This is a genomic window from Bradyrhizobium sp. Mp19 (genome assembly GCF_029952935.1).
GTDB classification, from domain to species: Bacteria; Pseudomonadota; Alphaproteobacteria; order Rhizobiales; family Xanthobacteraceae; genus Bradyrhizobium; species Bradyrhizobium elkanii.
Map to the genome: position 1 here is coordinate 1 of NZ_JASAUT010000012.1, position 12,885 is coordinate 12,885.

General features: G+C 65.1%; 19 protein-coding genes. 8 read left to right on the top strand and 11 right to left on the bottom strand.

Features of this window, described 5'->3' with window-relative positions:
• Positions 1-210, top strand: a 210-nt coding sequence (locus tag QJT82_RS16165; protein ID WP_281446649.1) for a DUF1214 domain-containing protein, incomplete at its 5' end; no start/stop codon positions are given.
• A gap of 200 nt (positions 211-410) precedes the next feature.
• Here the strand turns inward: QJT82_RS16165 and QJT82_RS16170 are convergent.
• The 5 genes from QJT82_RS16170 to QJT82_RS16190 form a co-directional block, all read right to left on the bottom strand.
• Entirely contained in the window at positions 411-914 is a 504-nt protein-coding gene (locus QJT82_RS16170; protein WP_028341676.1) for a GNAT family N-acetyltransferase, read from the bottom strand.
• A 34-nt stretch (positions 915-948) separates the two neighbouring features.
• Complete coding sequence (locus tag QJT82_RS16175) at positions 949-1,380, bottom strand: DUF1801 domain-containing protein (protein ID WP_028341675.1); 432 nt, start codon at positions 1,378-1,380, stop codon at positions 949-951.
• Positions 1,381-1,439: 59 nt separating this feature from the next.
• Positions 1,440-1,673, bottom strand: coding sequence for a hypothetical protein (locus tag QJT82_RS16180; protein ID WP_028341674.1), 234 nt, complete (start codon positions 1,671-1,673; stop codon positions 1,440-1,442).
• A 165-nt stretch (positions 1,674-1,838) separates the two neighbouring features.
• Positions 1,839-2,270 (bottom strand): SRPBCC domain-containing protein, encoded by a 432-nt coding sequence (locus QJT82_RS16185; protein WP_028341673.1) that lies wholly within the window; start codon positions 2,268-2,270, stop codon positions 1,839-1,841.
• A complete protein-coding gene (locus QJT82_RS16190; protein WP_016846748.1) occupies positions 2,267-2,590 on the bottom strand; it encodes a metalloregulator ArsR/SmtB family transcription factor in 324 nt (107 codons plus the stop codon). Before QJT82_RS16190 ends, QJT82_RS16185 begins: the two co-directional genes overlap by 4 nt.
• Before the next feature lie 740 nt (positions 2,591-3,330).
• Here QJT82_RS16190 and QJT82_RS16195 point away from each other — a divergent pair.
• Positions 3,331-4,083: a carbonic anhydrase gene (locus QJT82_RS16195; protein WP_028341672.1), complete on the top strand. Its 753-nt coding sequence runs from the start codon at positions 3,331-3,333 to the stop codon at positions 4,081-4,083.
• Between the two features lie 224 nt (positions 4,084-4,307).
• Here the strand turns inward: QJT82_RS16195 and QJT82_RS16200 are convergent, their stop codons facing one another.
• Positions 4,308-5,093, bottom strand: coding sequence for a fumarylacetoacetate hydrolase family protein (locus QJT82_RS16200; protein ID WP_028341671.1), 786 nt, complete (start codon positions 5,091-5,093; stop codon positions 4,308-4,310).
• 108 nt (positions 5,094-5,201) lie between these two features.
• Positions 5,202-6,230 carry an aldehyde reductase gene (locus tag QJT82_RS16205; RefSeq protein ID WP_259242385.1) on the bottom strand — a complete coding sequence of 343 codons (1,029 nt, stop codon included), beginning with the start codon at positions 6,228-6,230 and terminating at the stop codon, positions 5,202-5,204.
• Between the two features lie 98 nt (positions 6,231-6,328).
• On the opposite strand from QJT82_RS16205, the gene QJT82_RS16210 reads away from it, so the two are divergent.
• The gene (locus QJT82_RS16210) at positions 6,329-6,757 is read left to right on the top strand and encodes a helix-turn-helix domain-containing protein (RefSeq protein WP_028341669.1); all 429 of its coding nucleotides are present in this window, start codon (positions 6,329-6,331) and stop codon (positions 6,755-6,757) included.
• 113 nt (positions 6,758-6,870) lie between these two features.
• On the opposite strand, the gene QJT82_RS16215 is transcribed toward QJT82_RS16210, so the two are convergent.
• The 3 genes from QJT82_RS16215 to QJT82_RS16225 form a co-directional block, all read right to left on the bottom strand.
• A complete protein-coding gene (locus QJT82_RS16215; RefSeq protein WP_028341668.1) occupies positions 6,871-7,677 on the bottom strand; it encodes a hypothetical protein in 807 nt (268 codons plus the stop codon).
• 238 nt (positions 7,678-7,915) lie between these two features.
• Positions 7,916-8,281, bottom strand: coding sequence for an RNA polymerase-binding protein DksA (gene dksA / locus QJT82_RS16220; RefSeq protein ID WP_170991616.1), 366 nt, complete (start codon positions 8,279-8,281; stop codon positions 7,916-7,918).
• Between the two features lie 210 nt (positions 8,282-8,491).
• Positions 8,492-9,103, bottom strand: a complete 612-nt coding sequence (locus QJT82_RS16225; RefSeq protein ID WP_028341667.1) for an NAD(P)-dependent oxidoreductase — start codon at positions 9,101-9,103, stop codon at positions 8,492-8,494.
• Positions 9,104-9,207: 104 nt separating this feature from the next.
• Between QJT82_RS16225 and QJT82_RS16230 the strand changes: the two genes are divergently transcribed.
• Positions 9,208-9,594 carry a helix-turn-helix domain-containing protein gene (locus tag QJT82_RS16230; RefSeq protein ID WP_028341666.1) on the top strand — a complete coding sequence of 129 codons (387 nt, stop codon included), beginning with the start codon at positions 9,208-9,210 and terminating at the stop codon, positions 9,592-9,594.
• Between the two features lie 58 nt (positions 9,595-9,652).
• Here the strand turns inward: QJT82_RS16230 and QJT82_RS16235 are convergent, their stop codons facing one another.
• Positions 9,653-10,066 carry a flagellar assembly protein FliX gene (locus tag QJT82_RS16235; RefSeq protein ID WP_028341665.1) on the bottom strand — a complete coding sequence of 138 codons (414 nt, stop codon included), beginning with the start codon at positions 10,064-10,066 and terminating at the stop codon, positions 9,653-9,655.
• Between the two features lie 265 nt (positions 10,067-10,331).
• Between QJT82_RS16235 and QJT82_RS16240 the strand changes: the two genes are divergently transcribed.
• From QJT82_RS16240 to QJT82_RS16255, 4 genes are all read left to right on the top strand, one after another.
• Complete coding sequence (locus tag QJT82_RS16240) at positions 10,332-11,456, top strand: flagellar basal body P-ring protein FlgI (RefSeq protein WP_028341664.1); 1,125 nt, start codon at positions 10,332-10,334, stop codon at positions 11,454-11,456.
• Positions 11,457-11,488: 32 nt separating this feature from the next.
• Positions 11,489-11,812, top strand: a complete 324-nt coding sequence (flgJ, locus tag QJT82_RS16245) for a flagellar assembly peptidoglycan hydrolase FlgJ (RefSeq protein WP_050386496.1) — start codon at positions 11,489-11,491, stop codon at positions 11,810-11,812.
• Positions 11,813-11,831: 19 nt separating this feature from the next.
• Positions 11,832-12,335 (top strand): hypothetical protein, encoded by a 504-nt coding sequence (locus tag QJT82_RS16250; protein ID WP_028341663.1) that lies wholly within the window; start codon positions 11,832-11,834, stop codon positions 12,333-12,335.
• Positions 12,336-12,495: 160 nt separating this feature from the next.
• Positions 12,496-12,882 carry a hypothetical protein gene (locus QJT82_RS16255; protein WP_028341662.1) on the top strand — a complete coding sequence of 129 codons (387 nt, stop codon included), beginning with the start codon at positions 12,496-12,498 and terminating at the stop codon, positions 12,880-12,882.
• The last annotated feature ends 3 nt before the right edge of the window (positions 12,883-12,885 follow it).

Consider the following 12,885-nt stretch of genomic DNA (forward strand, 5'->3'; position numbering starts at 1 on the left):
TCGGCGATGAAAAAGGACGCAGACGGTTCGCTGACGCTGTACATTCAAAAAGACAGCCCCGGCGCGGACAGGGAAGCAAATTGGCTTCCGGCGCCGGATGACAAAATCTATCTCGTGATGCGTCTATACTGGCCGAAGCCTACGCCACCTTCGATCTTGCCGGCGGGCGAAGGGACATGGCGACCACCCGGCGTGAAAAAGTTCTCATAGAAGACGCAGGTCTCGACGCCTCCCATCATGGCGGTGTGCGATCGCCGGCTCTCGCGCTGTCCGCTGTGAGTAATTCGCGACCGGGGCCACCGAGTGGCAGGCCCCGGCTATGTCCGCTGTTCCGCCGAAAGCGGAAGTAGATGCGTTCGCGCGACCCGTGGGCACATCCGGGCTACGCTCGCTGACCGGGAGAATTCTGGCTATGACCCGAGGTCCGGCCTGTCGCTCAGGACAATGAAGACCTTGCCGCCGAAGTCGTATCGCGCGACCCCGCGCATGCCGAGCCGCAGATGAGCCTTGAGCGAGCGCGGGTTGTCTTCCCTGATGAAGAGGATTGCCTCGCGGCCGGGGAACGTCGCCTGAAGCTTCGCGTACAACGCTTCCAGGACGCCAAGGCCGCGCGCGTCCCGCGAGACGCACACCGGGCCGTAGACATATGCATCGGGACTGCCCGGCCAGGCCTTCAGCATGGCCTGCACCGGCGGCGCCTCGCCATACCCCTTCTCCGACGTCAGGAGCGCGCCGAGCAACCTGCCCTCATAGTCGGTCGCGACGACGATCGGCTGCCCGTTTGCAATGCGCGTCTCGATCACCTCGCGCGGCCATTGCCCGAGCAGCATGCCGCCGCGGTCGCCGCTGTTGGCCGTCAGCAGCGCGGAGATGGAGTCCGCATCCAGCGGTGTGGCGAGCCTGGTCTTGATCATCTCGGGTAGATCGCGAGCACCATGGCGGCGCAGCTCACGCCTTCTTCTTCGCGGTCGTGCGGGTACCGGCGGCCTTCTTCGCCGGCTTCTTCGCGGATTTTTTTGATTTAGCCTGGTTGAGCTCGATCGCGGCACGAATGAGCGTCTTCAGCGCCGGGGCGTTGACCTTGTCGCCCTCGAACAGATCGATCGCGCGCCGCGCATTGCCCTCGAAGCCGGTGTTGAACAGCTTGTCGGGGTCCGGCAGCTGCGCACCATACATGAAGGTCAGCTTGACCTTGCCCTTGTGGGCGTTGCCGACCGCGATGATGCCGTCGCGCGACCACACCGGGCTGCCCATCCACTTCCACTCCTCGATGATCTCAGGATCGGCGGCGAGAATGCTCTTGCGCAGGCTGGCGAGCGTCTTGCCGCGCCAGTCGGTGAGGTCCTCGATCATCCGGTCGATACGTTCCGATGCCGTCATTGCTGTCTCTCGCGCCTCATCCGCCCCAAATCGTCACGTCAAGTCGTCACGTCATGCAATCACACTTGGGATGCGGACGTCGATCCCCCATGCTGATGCCGCGGCGACAGATAGGGCAACGCGAACAGATAGAGGCCGCTGAGCAGCATGAAGATCAGCGGGAACAGCGCCAGCAGGCCGATCCAGACCGCCTGGTGCTGCTGGATCATGGCGACGATGTTGATGATGACGGCAACCGTGAAGGCGATCGAGAGCCAGCGGTGCGATTGCCGGATCCAGTTGTTCCAGTTCAATGTGACCTCCTGTTGGTGGGTGAATGATCCAGCGTCATTGCGAGGAGCGGCAGCGACGAAGCAATCCATGTTTCCGCATATGCGGCGATGGATTGCTTCGCTTCGCTCGCAATGACGAGAGAGAGAGAGAGAGAGAGAGAGAGAGAGAGAGAGAGAGAGAGACCGTCAACCTTCCCGCGCCATCAGCTGATCGAGATTCTCGAGGAACTGCTTCCATCCGGCATGGGCGCCGCCATAGGCCTGCTTCTGATGCGGCTGGAAGCCGGACTGCTCGACGCGCAGATGGGTGCCGGTGGCCGTCGGCGTCAGCGTGAAGACCACGACGCTCTCGAGATTGTAGGCGGCATCCGCATGCGCGAAATTCCAAGTGTAGGACAGCGTCTTGTGCGGCTCCACGGTGAGCACCTTGCAGTCCAGCACGCCGCCCCACTCGCCGCGCAGGTTGAAGCTGTGCCCGACCTCGGGCTTGAAATCGTTTTTCATCAGCCACTCCTCCATCAGATGCGGTTGGGTCAGCGCGCGCCAGAGCTTTTCCGGCGGATGAGGAAATTCACGCTCGACGATCGCGGAACGCGTTTCAGCGGTGGTCTTGTTCATTGGTCCATCCTTTTGAGGAGATCTTCGAGGTGGTCGAACCGGTTCTGCCAGAAGCCCGCCATCTGGCTGGTCCAGTCGATCAGCGGCGCCAGCGCGCCGAGTTGCGCGCTGTAATGGGTCTGCCTGCCTTCATGGCGGTCGCGCACCAGTCCCGCCTGCTTCAGCACACCGAGATGCTTCGACACCGCCGGCTGCGAAATCCTGGCGCGGGCCGTCAGGGCGCCGACGGTCTGCTCGCCCTCGCGACACAGGCGCTCGAAGATGGCCCGGCGGGTCGGGTCTGCAAGGGTTCGAAACAGGATGTCGTGAGCGTCTGGCATTTGCGATCAATAACCCATTGGTTATGGATTAACGTATAACCATCCAGCTATGGATAAGTCAACCGCAAACTTCGGCGGTTCGGCCGTGGCCGCGCTACCTGGGGTTTTCCGGCTCAATCGCGCAACAAGACGGCCCGGGCCTTTCATAACCCGCGGGTTATCCGGTGGCGCCGACCCGCCGGGCCGTAGCCCATCGCGCAGGGAAAGCCGGATTGCTCCGGTTACACCTGTGGTCCTACCCCCCGTCCTTTCTACCTTTTGCACGGGGCCCATGGGTGCGATCGGCACCGGCTTTCCCTGCGCCCTCTACAACGCAGAGGGCGGAACGAAGAGCAAAGCTCGGACGATTCATGTCGCGAGAATGTGGATGTGTGACTCGCAAGAGGCGCCAAACACTCGGTGTCGTCCCTGCGAAAGCAGGGACCCATAACCACAAATGCCGGTTATTGCGCGATGCAGATACGACGAGTCCCGCTCACAACATCCGCCGCGGAGTATGGGTCCCTGCTTTCGCAGGGACGACGCCAGGAACGAGCCGTAACCCGCGGGTGATGACACCGCACCGTTTGACATCTTGAATTGCGACTCATCCTCATCGTCGTCCCTGCTTGCGCAGAGACGACAGCGAACGTGGTGGCTCCGAGCGCGTGAAACCACATCGTTGCGGTGGCACTGCGCATGATCTACAACCTTTGCACGGACGCGATTGCTATTCCCGGATAATTTTACGGAGATTTTTGATGTGCCAGCTTTGCGAAATCACAGCTCCCACCCAGACCTCCCGGCGCCGCTTCCTCGCTGCCGCGGCCTGCACCGCCGCCAGCCTCGCCCTTGCATCGCCGGTTTCCGCCAAGGAAACCAAATCGCCGCCGAAGCCACAGAACGTGCTGGCGCCGGACGCGGCGCTGGACCGGCTGGTGAAGGGCAATCTCCGCTATGTCGAAGGCGTCTCGCGGCGGCATGATTTCAAGCACGAGCGCGAGGCGCTGGCCGGCGGACAGAATCCGTTCGCCGGCATCCTGAGTTGCGCGGACTCCCGCATCGCACCGGAATACGCGTTCGACACCGGCCGCGGCGATCTGTTCGTCTGCCGCATCGCCGGCAATTTCGCCAGCGACGAGACGATCGCGAGCCTGGAATATGCATCGGCCGTGCTCAACGTGCCGCTGTTCATGGTGCTCGGCCACGACAGCTGCGGGGCGGTCGACGCCGCCATCAAGTCGCTGAAGGACAACGCCACCCTGCCCGGCCATCTGCCCTCGCTGGTCAATGCGATCGCGCCGGCAGTGAAGGCGACCGAGGGCAAGGGAGGCGACCGGCTCGCCAACGCCATCAGGCAGAACGTCATCGACAACGTCGCGAAGCTGAAATCGGCGACGCCGATCCTCAGCGCCGCGGTCGATCAGGGCAAGCTCCGGGTGGTCGGCGCGGTCTATCGGCTGACCGACGGCAAGGTCGAGCTCGTCACGGACACCAAACGCCCGACGACTTGAAAGTCAGGTGAATTCAAGTCAAGTCAAGGTCGCGCTGCACATTCGATGTCGTCCCTGCGAAAGCAGGGACCCATAACCACGAATGCTAATTGTTGCATGGCGCCGGAACGACGAGCGCGGTTCACGACGGCCGCCGCGGGGTATGGGTCCCTGCTCCCGTGCGCAATTGCGCACTAGGCAGGGACGACATCTTTTATGCGGAGGCAGGCTCACACAACGTTGCCTCACGTAAACGCCGCTTCCACCTTGCCGAGGCCGTCGAGCTCCATCACGACCGTGTCGCCCGCATTCAGCCACACCGTCTTGACCAGGCTGCCGGTCAGCACGATCTGGCCGGCATGCAGGCCACGGCCTTCAGTGGCGAGATGATTGGCGAGCCAGGCGAGCGCGTTGTGGGGATGCCCGAGCACGTCGGCGCCGGTGCCGCGGCCTTCTTCCTCGCCGTTGACGATCGCGCGTCCCGCGACCGCGCGCAGATCGGGCACGGTGATGCGCGGCACCTCCTCCCCGAGCACGCAACCGGCGGCGAAGAAGTCGTCGGCAATCAGCGTCGGCGCGCCCAATGTCTCCCATTTGACGTAGCGGTCGTCGACGATCTCGATCGCGGGATAGTAGGCATCGATCGCTTCCGCGACCCATTCGGCGGTAAACGGCGCCTCGCTGGGAGCGAGATTGCGGGCGAGCCGCACCGCGATCTCGCACTCGACGCCGACATGGACGAACTCGGCCGCCGGCAGCCGCACGCCACTGTCATGCACGACCTTCTCGAACACGCCACCGACGCAGGGGTGCGGGATGTTGATATATTCCTGCATCACCGCGCTGGTGCAGCCGATCTTGTAGCCGACGAGGCTGCCCACGTGTGGCTGCATCAGAGCGTGCAGCGCGTACTGCACCTGATAGCCTTCGGCCTCGTCGCGCGGCACCACGTCCTTCGGAAGCGCCTTGAGCGGCGCCCGGCTGCGACGCGCGCTGGCGATCGCCTTTGCGGCCGCGAGGACCCGATCCATCTGCGCAGCCTCCCTGGTGTTCTCGGCGGCGCGGTGGCGCCTCCGTCTGCTCGCTGCAATTCAGCACTCGCCGACGCGTCTGGCAAGCACGCTGCACGGGAGCTGCCGTCAGCCCTTGACGAGGCCGAGCCGGATCAGGCTCTCGGCGGTCGCGACGATCATCTCCTCATTGCCGCGCGGGCGCCAGCCGAGCAGGTGCTGCGCCTTGGCGCTGGTCGCGCGGCGCACCTTGCCGAGCAGCGGCAGCGCGGCACGGGCCATCGGGTTGCGCCGTGCGGCGAGCCGCATCATCCAGTCCGGCGCCTGGAACCGCGGCACGCGCCGCGCCTTGCTGCCGAGCTTTGCGCGCAGCACCCGGGCGACCCCGAGGATCGACATGGTCTCGCCGGCGACCGCCAGGAAGCGCTCACCGCTCGCCTTGGGCGACATCATGGCGCGCAGATGCAGGTCGGCGACATCGCGCACGTCGACGAGGCCGAAATGGATCCGCGGCACCGTCGGCATCGCGCCGTCGAGCAGCGCCTTGATGATGCCGATCGACTCGGAGAAATCGGCACCGAGCGCCGGGCCGAACACCGCGGTGGGGTTGACCACGGCAAGCTCGAGGCCATTGCCTTCGCGCGCGACGAAATCCCAGGCGGCGCGCTCGGCCAGCGTCTTGGATTTCGGATAGGCCTGCACGCCGGGACCATCGAGATTGGACCACACGGTCTCGTCGAACGGCGCCGCTTGCGGCGGATGGCCGTAACCGATTGCCGCGAACGACGACGTCACGACGACGCGCTTGACGCCGGCGTCGCGCGCCGCGCGCAACACCCGCAGCGTGCCTTCCCGCGCCGGGACGATCAGCTCATTCTCGTCCTCTGGCACATAGGCGCCGAGCGGCGATGCGACATGCAGCACGTAGTCGCACCCGGTGGCCGCCTCGCGCCAACCGTCGTCGCGCAGCAGGTCGGCGGTGACGAAGCCGACCTGGTCGGGAGCAACCGCACCGCCCTCGCGCAACATCGCGATCACCTCGTTGCTGCGACCCGGATTGCGCACCGTCGTTCGCACCGCATGCCCGTCGGCAAGCAGCTGCAGGATGGTATGCACGCCGATGAAACCCGATCCGCCTGTGACCAATACCGTGCTCATGTCCCTGCCCTCTTCATATTCGGCGGATGGGCCCAACATTGCGCTGCCCGCCCTGCACAGGCCGCATCTGGTCACCTATCTGACCTTGGACAAGTAGGATGAAATTCGAGACCGGTATGGAAAACAATACCAGCGATATGAGTGACGGCGGTGAATGCGAGAGCTGTCCGACCGACCCCGATGTGCTGATCGAATTCAAGCACGCGATCCACGCGCTCGGGGGAAAATGGAAGCTCGAGATCCTGTTCACGCTGATGAATGGCGGCGTGCGGTTCGGCGCGCTGCGCCGCGCGCTCGCGCCGATCACCCAGCACATGCTGACCGCGCAGCTGCGCGAGCTCGAGCGCGACGGCCTGGTGGCGCGCAAGGTGCTCGCCGAGAAGCCGCTGCAGGTCGAATACGAGCTGACGGATTCGGCCTGGAGCCTGACGCCGGCTTTCCGCGAATTGCTGGCATGGTCGAAGACGTTCGGCCCGCGCCGCAATAGCGCGGCAAGCACGACGACGCTCGGAGCCGGACTGGCCTGAATGTCGTCTCGCCATAAGCCGTTTCGGCATAGGAATTACATTCCCTCCCCCGCAAGCCAAGCGGGAGAGGTGCAGCGAATGCGTGGCAAGGCTTGAGCACGCATCATCGGACTTCACCCCATGCCAAGTGCGCGCCGGATCGCGATCTCGACCGGCGAATACGCGCCATCCGTACGTTCCAGCCGGTACGGTTCGCCGGCAGCGAGCGACGGCTGGGCCATGAAGCGCGGCGTCGTGCCCCGATGCTTCTGTGCGGCATGCACCAGCAACGGATGACACAGATAGACCGTGCCTGCCTCGCCGGTCGCGAGCGCGACCTCGCAGTCGGCGCCGACATCGTCGAGCACCATGCGTGCGCGCCCGGCCTCGCCCGCCGGCGCGAGGTAGCGCGCCATTGGCCGATGCGAGCCGACCCTGATCCGGGTCGGCGCGTCGTCCTCGCCGACGTCGGAGAACAGGAACAGCAGCAACAGCGCCCGGCCGCGCGAGACGACATTGGCCCGCCAGGCGGAGAAGTCGCTGCGCTCGTTGGGGTCGCAATCCTCGCCGGGGAAGCTGACGTCGATATGCCAGCCGGCATCGCCGGGATCGTCCGGATGCGGGAACCGCACCGGAAAGGTTCCGATGTCGTCGCGCGGGCGCCAGCGGCCGGGACCGGCGATCTGGTCGAACGCCCGGTGCAGCAGCGGCGTGTTGATCGCCTGCCGGAACGGCGCGCCGCCATAGCCGGGCAGCCGGATCACCGGCCGCGTCCAGGTCGCAGGATCGTGCTCGCTGCACGGCAGGTCACGCCACATGATGGCGCGTCCCCGGTCGGCGAGTTCCCGGGGAAAGGCGCTGTCGATCCGGACAAAGCCCTGCTGGATGAATTGCTCGATCTGCGCGCCGCCAAGCGCGCGCGCGTCGTTTCGATGGGTCATGATTGTCTCTCAAACTGTCGCCGGCCATCGCTGCTCCGCGATGCGCGGAACCTGACCGGCTCATTCGGTTTCACTGGAATCCCAGGAGCGAAAGCTCGTGGGGCCGCTCAACGCTTCCAGGAGGAAGCGGGATCAGCCCAGGAAAAACACCGAAGCGATGTTGAGAGTGCGTGTCATCATGGCGGCGCGAACGTACAACCGGTACGCGCCGGTAGCAATCCGTGGCGATCCGTCGCCACTATTCGTCGCGATAGACCTTCTCGCGCTTCTCGTGGCGTTCCTGCGCCTCCACCGACAGCGTTGCGATCGGGCGGGCTTCGAGCCGCTTCAGCGAGATCGGCTCACCGGTCTCTTCGCAATAGCCGTAGGTGTTGTCTTCGATGCGCTGGAGCGCCGCGTCGATCTTGGAGATCAGCTTGCGCTGACGGTCGCGGGCACGAAGTTCGATCGCGCGGTCGGTTTCCGAGGACGCTCGGTCCGCGAGGTCGGGATGATTGACGTTCTCTTCCTGCAACGTCTGCAACGTGACCTTCGATTCGCGGAGGATCTCATCCTTCCAGGCCAGCAGCTTGGCGCGGAAATAATCGCGCTGCCGCTCATTCATGAAAGGCTCTTTTTCAGTCGGCCGGTAGTTCTTCAGCTTTTCCAAAGGCAGCCATGTCCCTGTCAGGCGGAGGGAACACAACCCCTCCGCGCGGCGCCTTATATAGCCACGTCATGTGACAGACAATATCTGCCACCGCGAAAGGCGGGCCGCCCCCAAGGCCTTGCACAGGCAAACTTATCCGCCCTGCCCGGGGACGGCCCCGCCCCCTCAATAACCGACCGTGAAACGGCGGCGGATATGGGCCGGACGCTCGATTTCGTCGGCGAGTGCAACTGCGAAATCCTCGAACGAGATCGAGCTTTTGCCGTCGGCTGCGGTCAGAAGCTGGTCGGTCCCGAGGCGGAACTTACCGGTCCGCTCGCCGGCCACGAACAGCGCCGAGGGCGACAAAAAGGTCCAGTTCAGGCCCTTCTCCTGGCGCAGCAGGTCGAGGAACTCAGCTCCCTTGGAGGCCTCGGCCTTGTATTGGGGCGGAAAGTTGGGGGTGGTCACCAGGCGGACGCCCGGCGCCACCTCGAGGCTGCCGGCGCCGCCGACCACGAGATAGCGGCCGACCCCGGATGCCTTGGCAGCCCCGATCAGCTTGGCGGGGTCGCTGACCAGGAAATGGATCGAACTGATCGCGGCATCGTGGCCGGCCCACAGCGCGGCCAGGGCGGCCTGGTCGTTCGCGTCACCCTTGCGGGCGGTGACATTGGGCAAGCTGGCGATCTTCTCCGGGTTGCGGGCGATGGCGGTGACGGCGTGGCCGCGGCGGGCGAGTTCCGCGGTGATGCGCGAGCCGGCCTGGCCGGACGCGCCGGCGATGGCGATCTTCATCTCAAGTCTCCGATTGATGGTTTCCAATGGTGACTAGATAGCGAAATGGATGTAGGTGTGAAGAAGGCACTCTCGTCTCACCTGATCACGCCGGAGTAACCGCGATGAAAGCCACGAGCCTCAAGCCGGACGCCTATGCCGCCAATTGCCCGACGCGCCAGATCCTCGACCGGGTCGGCGACAAATGGGCGGTGCTGATCCTGCTGCTGCTGCGCGGCGAGCCGATGCGCTTCAACCAGCTCCGACGCGCCATCGAAGGCATCTCGCAGAAGATGCTGTCGCAGGTGCTGAAGAGCCTGGAGCGCGACGGGCTGCTGCGCCGCCGGGCGATCGCAACGGTGCCGGTGACGGTGGAGTATTCAATCACGCCGCTCGGATCGACGCTCGCCGAAGCCGTCGATCCGCTGCGCGACTGGGCCGAACGGAATCTGAAAGACGTGCTGGCCGCGCAGCGCCGCTACGACGCGCAGCGCAAGGCACTGGCGGCCTGAGGCACTGGCGGCCTGAAGGCACTGGCGGCGTGGGACACGTGAGTTGATCGGGAGGAGCCTAGTATTGCCCGGCCTTGGCGAGCTCGACCTCGACGCGCAGCTCGATCTCGCCGAGCACGGAATCGAGGCCGGGGTCGCCGGACGATTCCTTCAGGCTCGCCGCGGCATCACGCAGCCGGTTCACCGTGGAGGAATCGAAATTGCCGGACAGCAGTCCGAGCTTGAGCGCATCGAGCACGTCGAGCGCGCCCTTGCCACGGGCGACCGAGCGCTTGCGGCGTTCGGTCGGGTCCTCGACGCCCTGCAGCGCGAGCAGCGCATCGAGGCTGGCCGCGGCCTTCGGCGCCGCGGTGGAGCGAACCTCCTCCTGCGCGGTCGTCGCATCCGGCAGCGAGAAGCCGCTCGACGACGTGCGCCGGGTGGCGCCGGTGGACGTGCCAAGCGTGGTGCCGTTCGGTCCGTAGATGCGCATCGTCGTGATCCCGCAGGCCTGAATGGGCCGAGCATCGCCGTTTTATGGTTAACGGCGCGTAAACGACCCGGCAATTTCTGCCGCCGCGCGGCAGTTTCGCGCTCCCTGACGAACCCGAGGAAAATGACGCCCCGACAATTTCGATAAATATATCAACACATTGCCCAAGCGACGCGAAGTGGCACGCAGCTCGCATGGTTAATGGCGGATCGCCGTCATGGGAGTGTCGCGCAATCCGCGAGTTCAGTTCGAGGGGAGCATCGGGATGCCCGGCATCCGCATCGCAAAACTGTTTGGAGTGGCCTGCGCCGCGCTGCTGGCGATGGCGGCCTCCGTCATGCCGGCGGCCGCGACGTCGCGGATCAAGGATCTCGCCAATATCGAGGGCGTGCGCCAGAACCAGCTGATCGGCTACGGCCTCGTGGTCGGCCTCAACGGCACCGGCGATACGCTGAACAACATCCCCTTCACCAAGCAATCGCTGCAAGCCATGCTCGAGCGCATGGGCGTCAACATCCGCGGCGCCACCATCCGCACCGGCAACGTCGCCGCCGTGATGGTGACCGGCAATCTGCCGGCGTTCGGCACCCAGGGCACGCGCATGGACGTCACCGTCTCGGCGCTCGGCGATGCCAAGAACCTGCAGGGCGGCACCCTGCTCGTCACTCCCCTGCTCGGCGCCGACGGCAATGTCTACGCGGTGGCGCAGGGATCGGTGGCGGTCGCCGGCTTCGCGGCCGAAGGCGCCGCCGCCAGCGTCGTGCGCGGCGTGCCGACCGTCGGCCGGATCGCCAACGGCGCCATCATCGAGCGCGAGATCGAGTTCGCGCTCAACCGCCTGCCCAATGTGCGCCTCGCGCTGCGCAACGCCGACTTCACCACCGCCAAGCGGATCGCCGCCGCGGTCAACGACTATCTCGGCGTCAAGACCGCCGAGCCGATCGATCCCTCCACGGTGCAGCTTGCGATCCCGACGGAATTCAAGGGCAACGTCGTCGCCTTCCTGACCGAGATCGAGCAGCTGCAGGTCGATCCCGATCTCGTGGCCAAGATCGTGATCGACGAACGCTCCGGCATCATCGTGATGGGCCGCGACGTCCGCGTCGCCACCGTCGCCGTCGCGCAGGGCAATCTCACCGTCTCGATCTCCGAGAGTCCGCAGGTCAGCCAGCCCAATCCGCTGTCGCGCGGCCGAACAGTCGTGACACCACGCACCAGCGTCGGCGTCAGCGAGGACGGCAAGAAGTTCGCCGTGGTCAAGGACGGCGTCTCGCTGCAGCAGCTGGTCGACGGCCTCAATGGCCTCGGCATCGGACCGCGCGACCTCATCAGCATCCTGCAGGCGATCAAGGCCGCCGGCGCGATCGAAGCCGACATCGAGGTGATGTGATGGCGAGCCTGATCAACAGCACCACCGGCAGCATGCCGAACAAGGCGTTGATGCCGATGTTCAACGGCCGCCCCGATCCCGTGCTGCAGGACGCGCTGAAGAAGGTGACGCCGCAGCAAGCCGCCAAGGCAAAGGCGACCGCGACCGATTTCGAATCGATGTTCCTCAATTCGATGTTCTCGCAGATGACGACCGGCCTGAAGGGCGACGGCCCGTACGGCGACACCGTCGGCACCGGCGCATGGCGATCGATGCTGACCGACGAATACTCGAAGAATTTCGCCAAGGCCGGCGGCGTCGGCATTTCCAACGAAGTGTTCCGCTCGCTGATCCTGCAGCAGGCGAACAAGAGCTAGGGTTTCAAGGAGCAGCGCGATGAACCAGCGTCCACAGCAGCCGCGGCCTGTAGCATCCGCCCCCGCCGCGCGGTCCGCGACGTCGACGCCGCCGGACGTCGCGCGTCTCGCCAACGAGCTGACCGAAGTGATGAGCGGCCTGCTCGCCGTGATCGAGCAGGAGACCGAGTTCGTCCGCGCCGGCAAGATCCGCGAGGGCATGCGGCTCGAGGCGCAGAAGTCGGAGCTGTCGCGGCGCTACATGCTCGCGGTGGAGCATCTGAAATCGATGCAGAAGATGCTGTCGCAGACCGATCCCGAGCTACTCGCGACGCTGCGGCGCCATCACGAGACATTCCGCGCCATGCTGCAGGTCAATTTGACCGTGCTTGCGACCGCGCATGCCGTCTCCGAAGGCATCGTGCGCGGCGTCAATGCCGAGGTGCAGCGCCGCAACATTCCGAACACCTATACCGCAAGCGGACAGCGCGCCACGCCCGGCCCCCGCAACATGACGCCGATCGCGGTCAGCCGCACGCTCTGACGCCTACGCTTACAATTTAGCTCAATTCGACGCCGCCCTGGCAGCGCGGCATTCAGCGTGTTTTCTAACAGCCTATTGAGAGGTTCCCCGTAGAGTTGCGGACCGTGAGGGGTTGGGATTTGACTCAAGCAAACTAGTGCCTGTGCACTACGAGGCTGCCATGAGTACAGATTTCAACATCAAGCCGGTGGGGGCACCGGTCGCGGCGCCGATGGTCTCTCCCACGAGCGATACGGCGCAGAAGGCGGTCAAGACTGAACTGCCGGCGAGCCAGAGCGTCACCGCTCCGGAGCCGAGCGTGCGCGTCACCATCGATCCCAACGCCGTCAACGCATCGATTTCAAATCAGGCTCCGTTGGTCAGCGACCAGGTCATCATCGACCGCGACGCGCGCGCCGTGGTCTATCAGGTGGTCGATAATCGCACGAATTTGGTGGTGAGGCAGTTTCCGGAAGAAGCCGTATTGCGCCGCCGCGCCTATTTCCACGCGCTCGATCTCAGCAAGGACGCGCCGACGCGGGCGCGTGCCACCGATCGCCGCGCCTAGGCG

Excerpts from the sequence above, each read along its gene's own strand:
- QJT82_RS16250 (WP_028341663.1), top strand. The coding sequence starts at position 11,832 with ATGAACCAGCGTCCACAGCAGCCGCGGCCTGTAGCATCCGCCCCCGCC.
- QJT82_RS16190 (WP_016846748.1), bottom strand. The coding sequence starts at position 2,590 with ATGCCAGACGCTCACGACATCCTGTTTCGAACCCTTGCAGACCCGACC.
- QJT82_RS16235 (WP_028341665.1), bottom strand. The coding sequence starts at position 10,066 with ATGCGCATCTACGGACCGAACGGCACCACGCTTGGCACGTCCACCGGC.
- QJT82_RS16215 (WP_028341668.1), bottom strand. The coding sequence starts at position 7,677 with ATGACCCATCGAAACGACGCGCGCGCGCTTGGCGGCGCGCAGATCGAG.
- QJT82_RS16255 (WP_028341662.1), top strand. The coding sequence starts at position 12,496 with ATGAGTACAGATTTCAACATCAAGCCGGTGGGGGCACCGGTCGCGGCG.
- dksA (WP_170991616.1), bottom strand. The coding sequence starts at position 8,281 with ATGAATGAGCGGCAGCGCGATTATTTCCGCGCCAAGCTGCTGGCCTGG.
- QJT82_RS16205 (WP_259242385.1), bottom strand. The coding sequence starts at position 6,230 with ATGAGCACGGTATTGGTCACAGGCGGATCGGGTTTCATCGGCGTGCAT.
- QJT82_RS16170 (WP_028341676.1), bottom strand. The coding sequence starts at position 914 with ATGATCAAGACCAGGCTCGCCACACCGCTGGATGCGGACTCCATCTCC.
- QJT82_RS16175 (WP_028341675.1), bottom strand. The coding sequence starts at position 1,380 with ATGACGGCATCGGAACGTATCGACCGGATGATCGAGGACCTCACCGAC.
- QJT82_RS16240 (WP_028341664.1), top strand. The coding sequence starts at position 10,332 with ATGCCCGGCATCCGCATCGCAAAACTGTTTGGAGTGGCCTGCGCCGCG.
- QJT82_RS16210 (WP_028341669.1), top strand. The coding sequence starts at position 6,329 with ATGAAATTCGAGACCGGTATGGAAAACAATACCAGCGATATGAGTGAC.
- QJT82_RS16200 (WP_028341671.1), bottom strand. The coding sequence starts at position 5,093 with ATGGATCGGGTCCTCGCGGCCGCAAAGGCGATCGCCAGCGCGCGTCGC.
- QJT82_RS16225 (WP_028341667.1), bottom strand. The coding sequence starts at position 9,103 with ATGAAGATCGCCATCGCCGGCGCGTCCGGCCAGGCCGGCTCGCGCATC.
- QJT82_RS16185 (WP_028341673.1), bottom strand. The coding sequence starts at position 2,270 with ATGAACAAGACCACCGCTGAAACGCGTTCCGCGATCGTCGAGCGTGAA.
- QJT82_RS16230 (WP_028341666.1), top strand. The coding sequence starts at position 9,208 with ATGAAAGCCACGAGCCTCAAGCCGGACGCCTATGCCGCCAATTGCCCG.
- flgJ (WP_050386496.1), top strand. The coding sequence starts at position 11,489 with ATGCCGAACAAGGCGTTGATGCCGATGTTCAACGGCCGCCCCGATCCC.
- QJT82_RS16195 (WP_028341672.1), top strand. The coding sequence starts at position 3,331 with ATGTGCCAGCTTTGCGAAATCACAGCTCCCACCCAGACCTCCCGGCGC.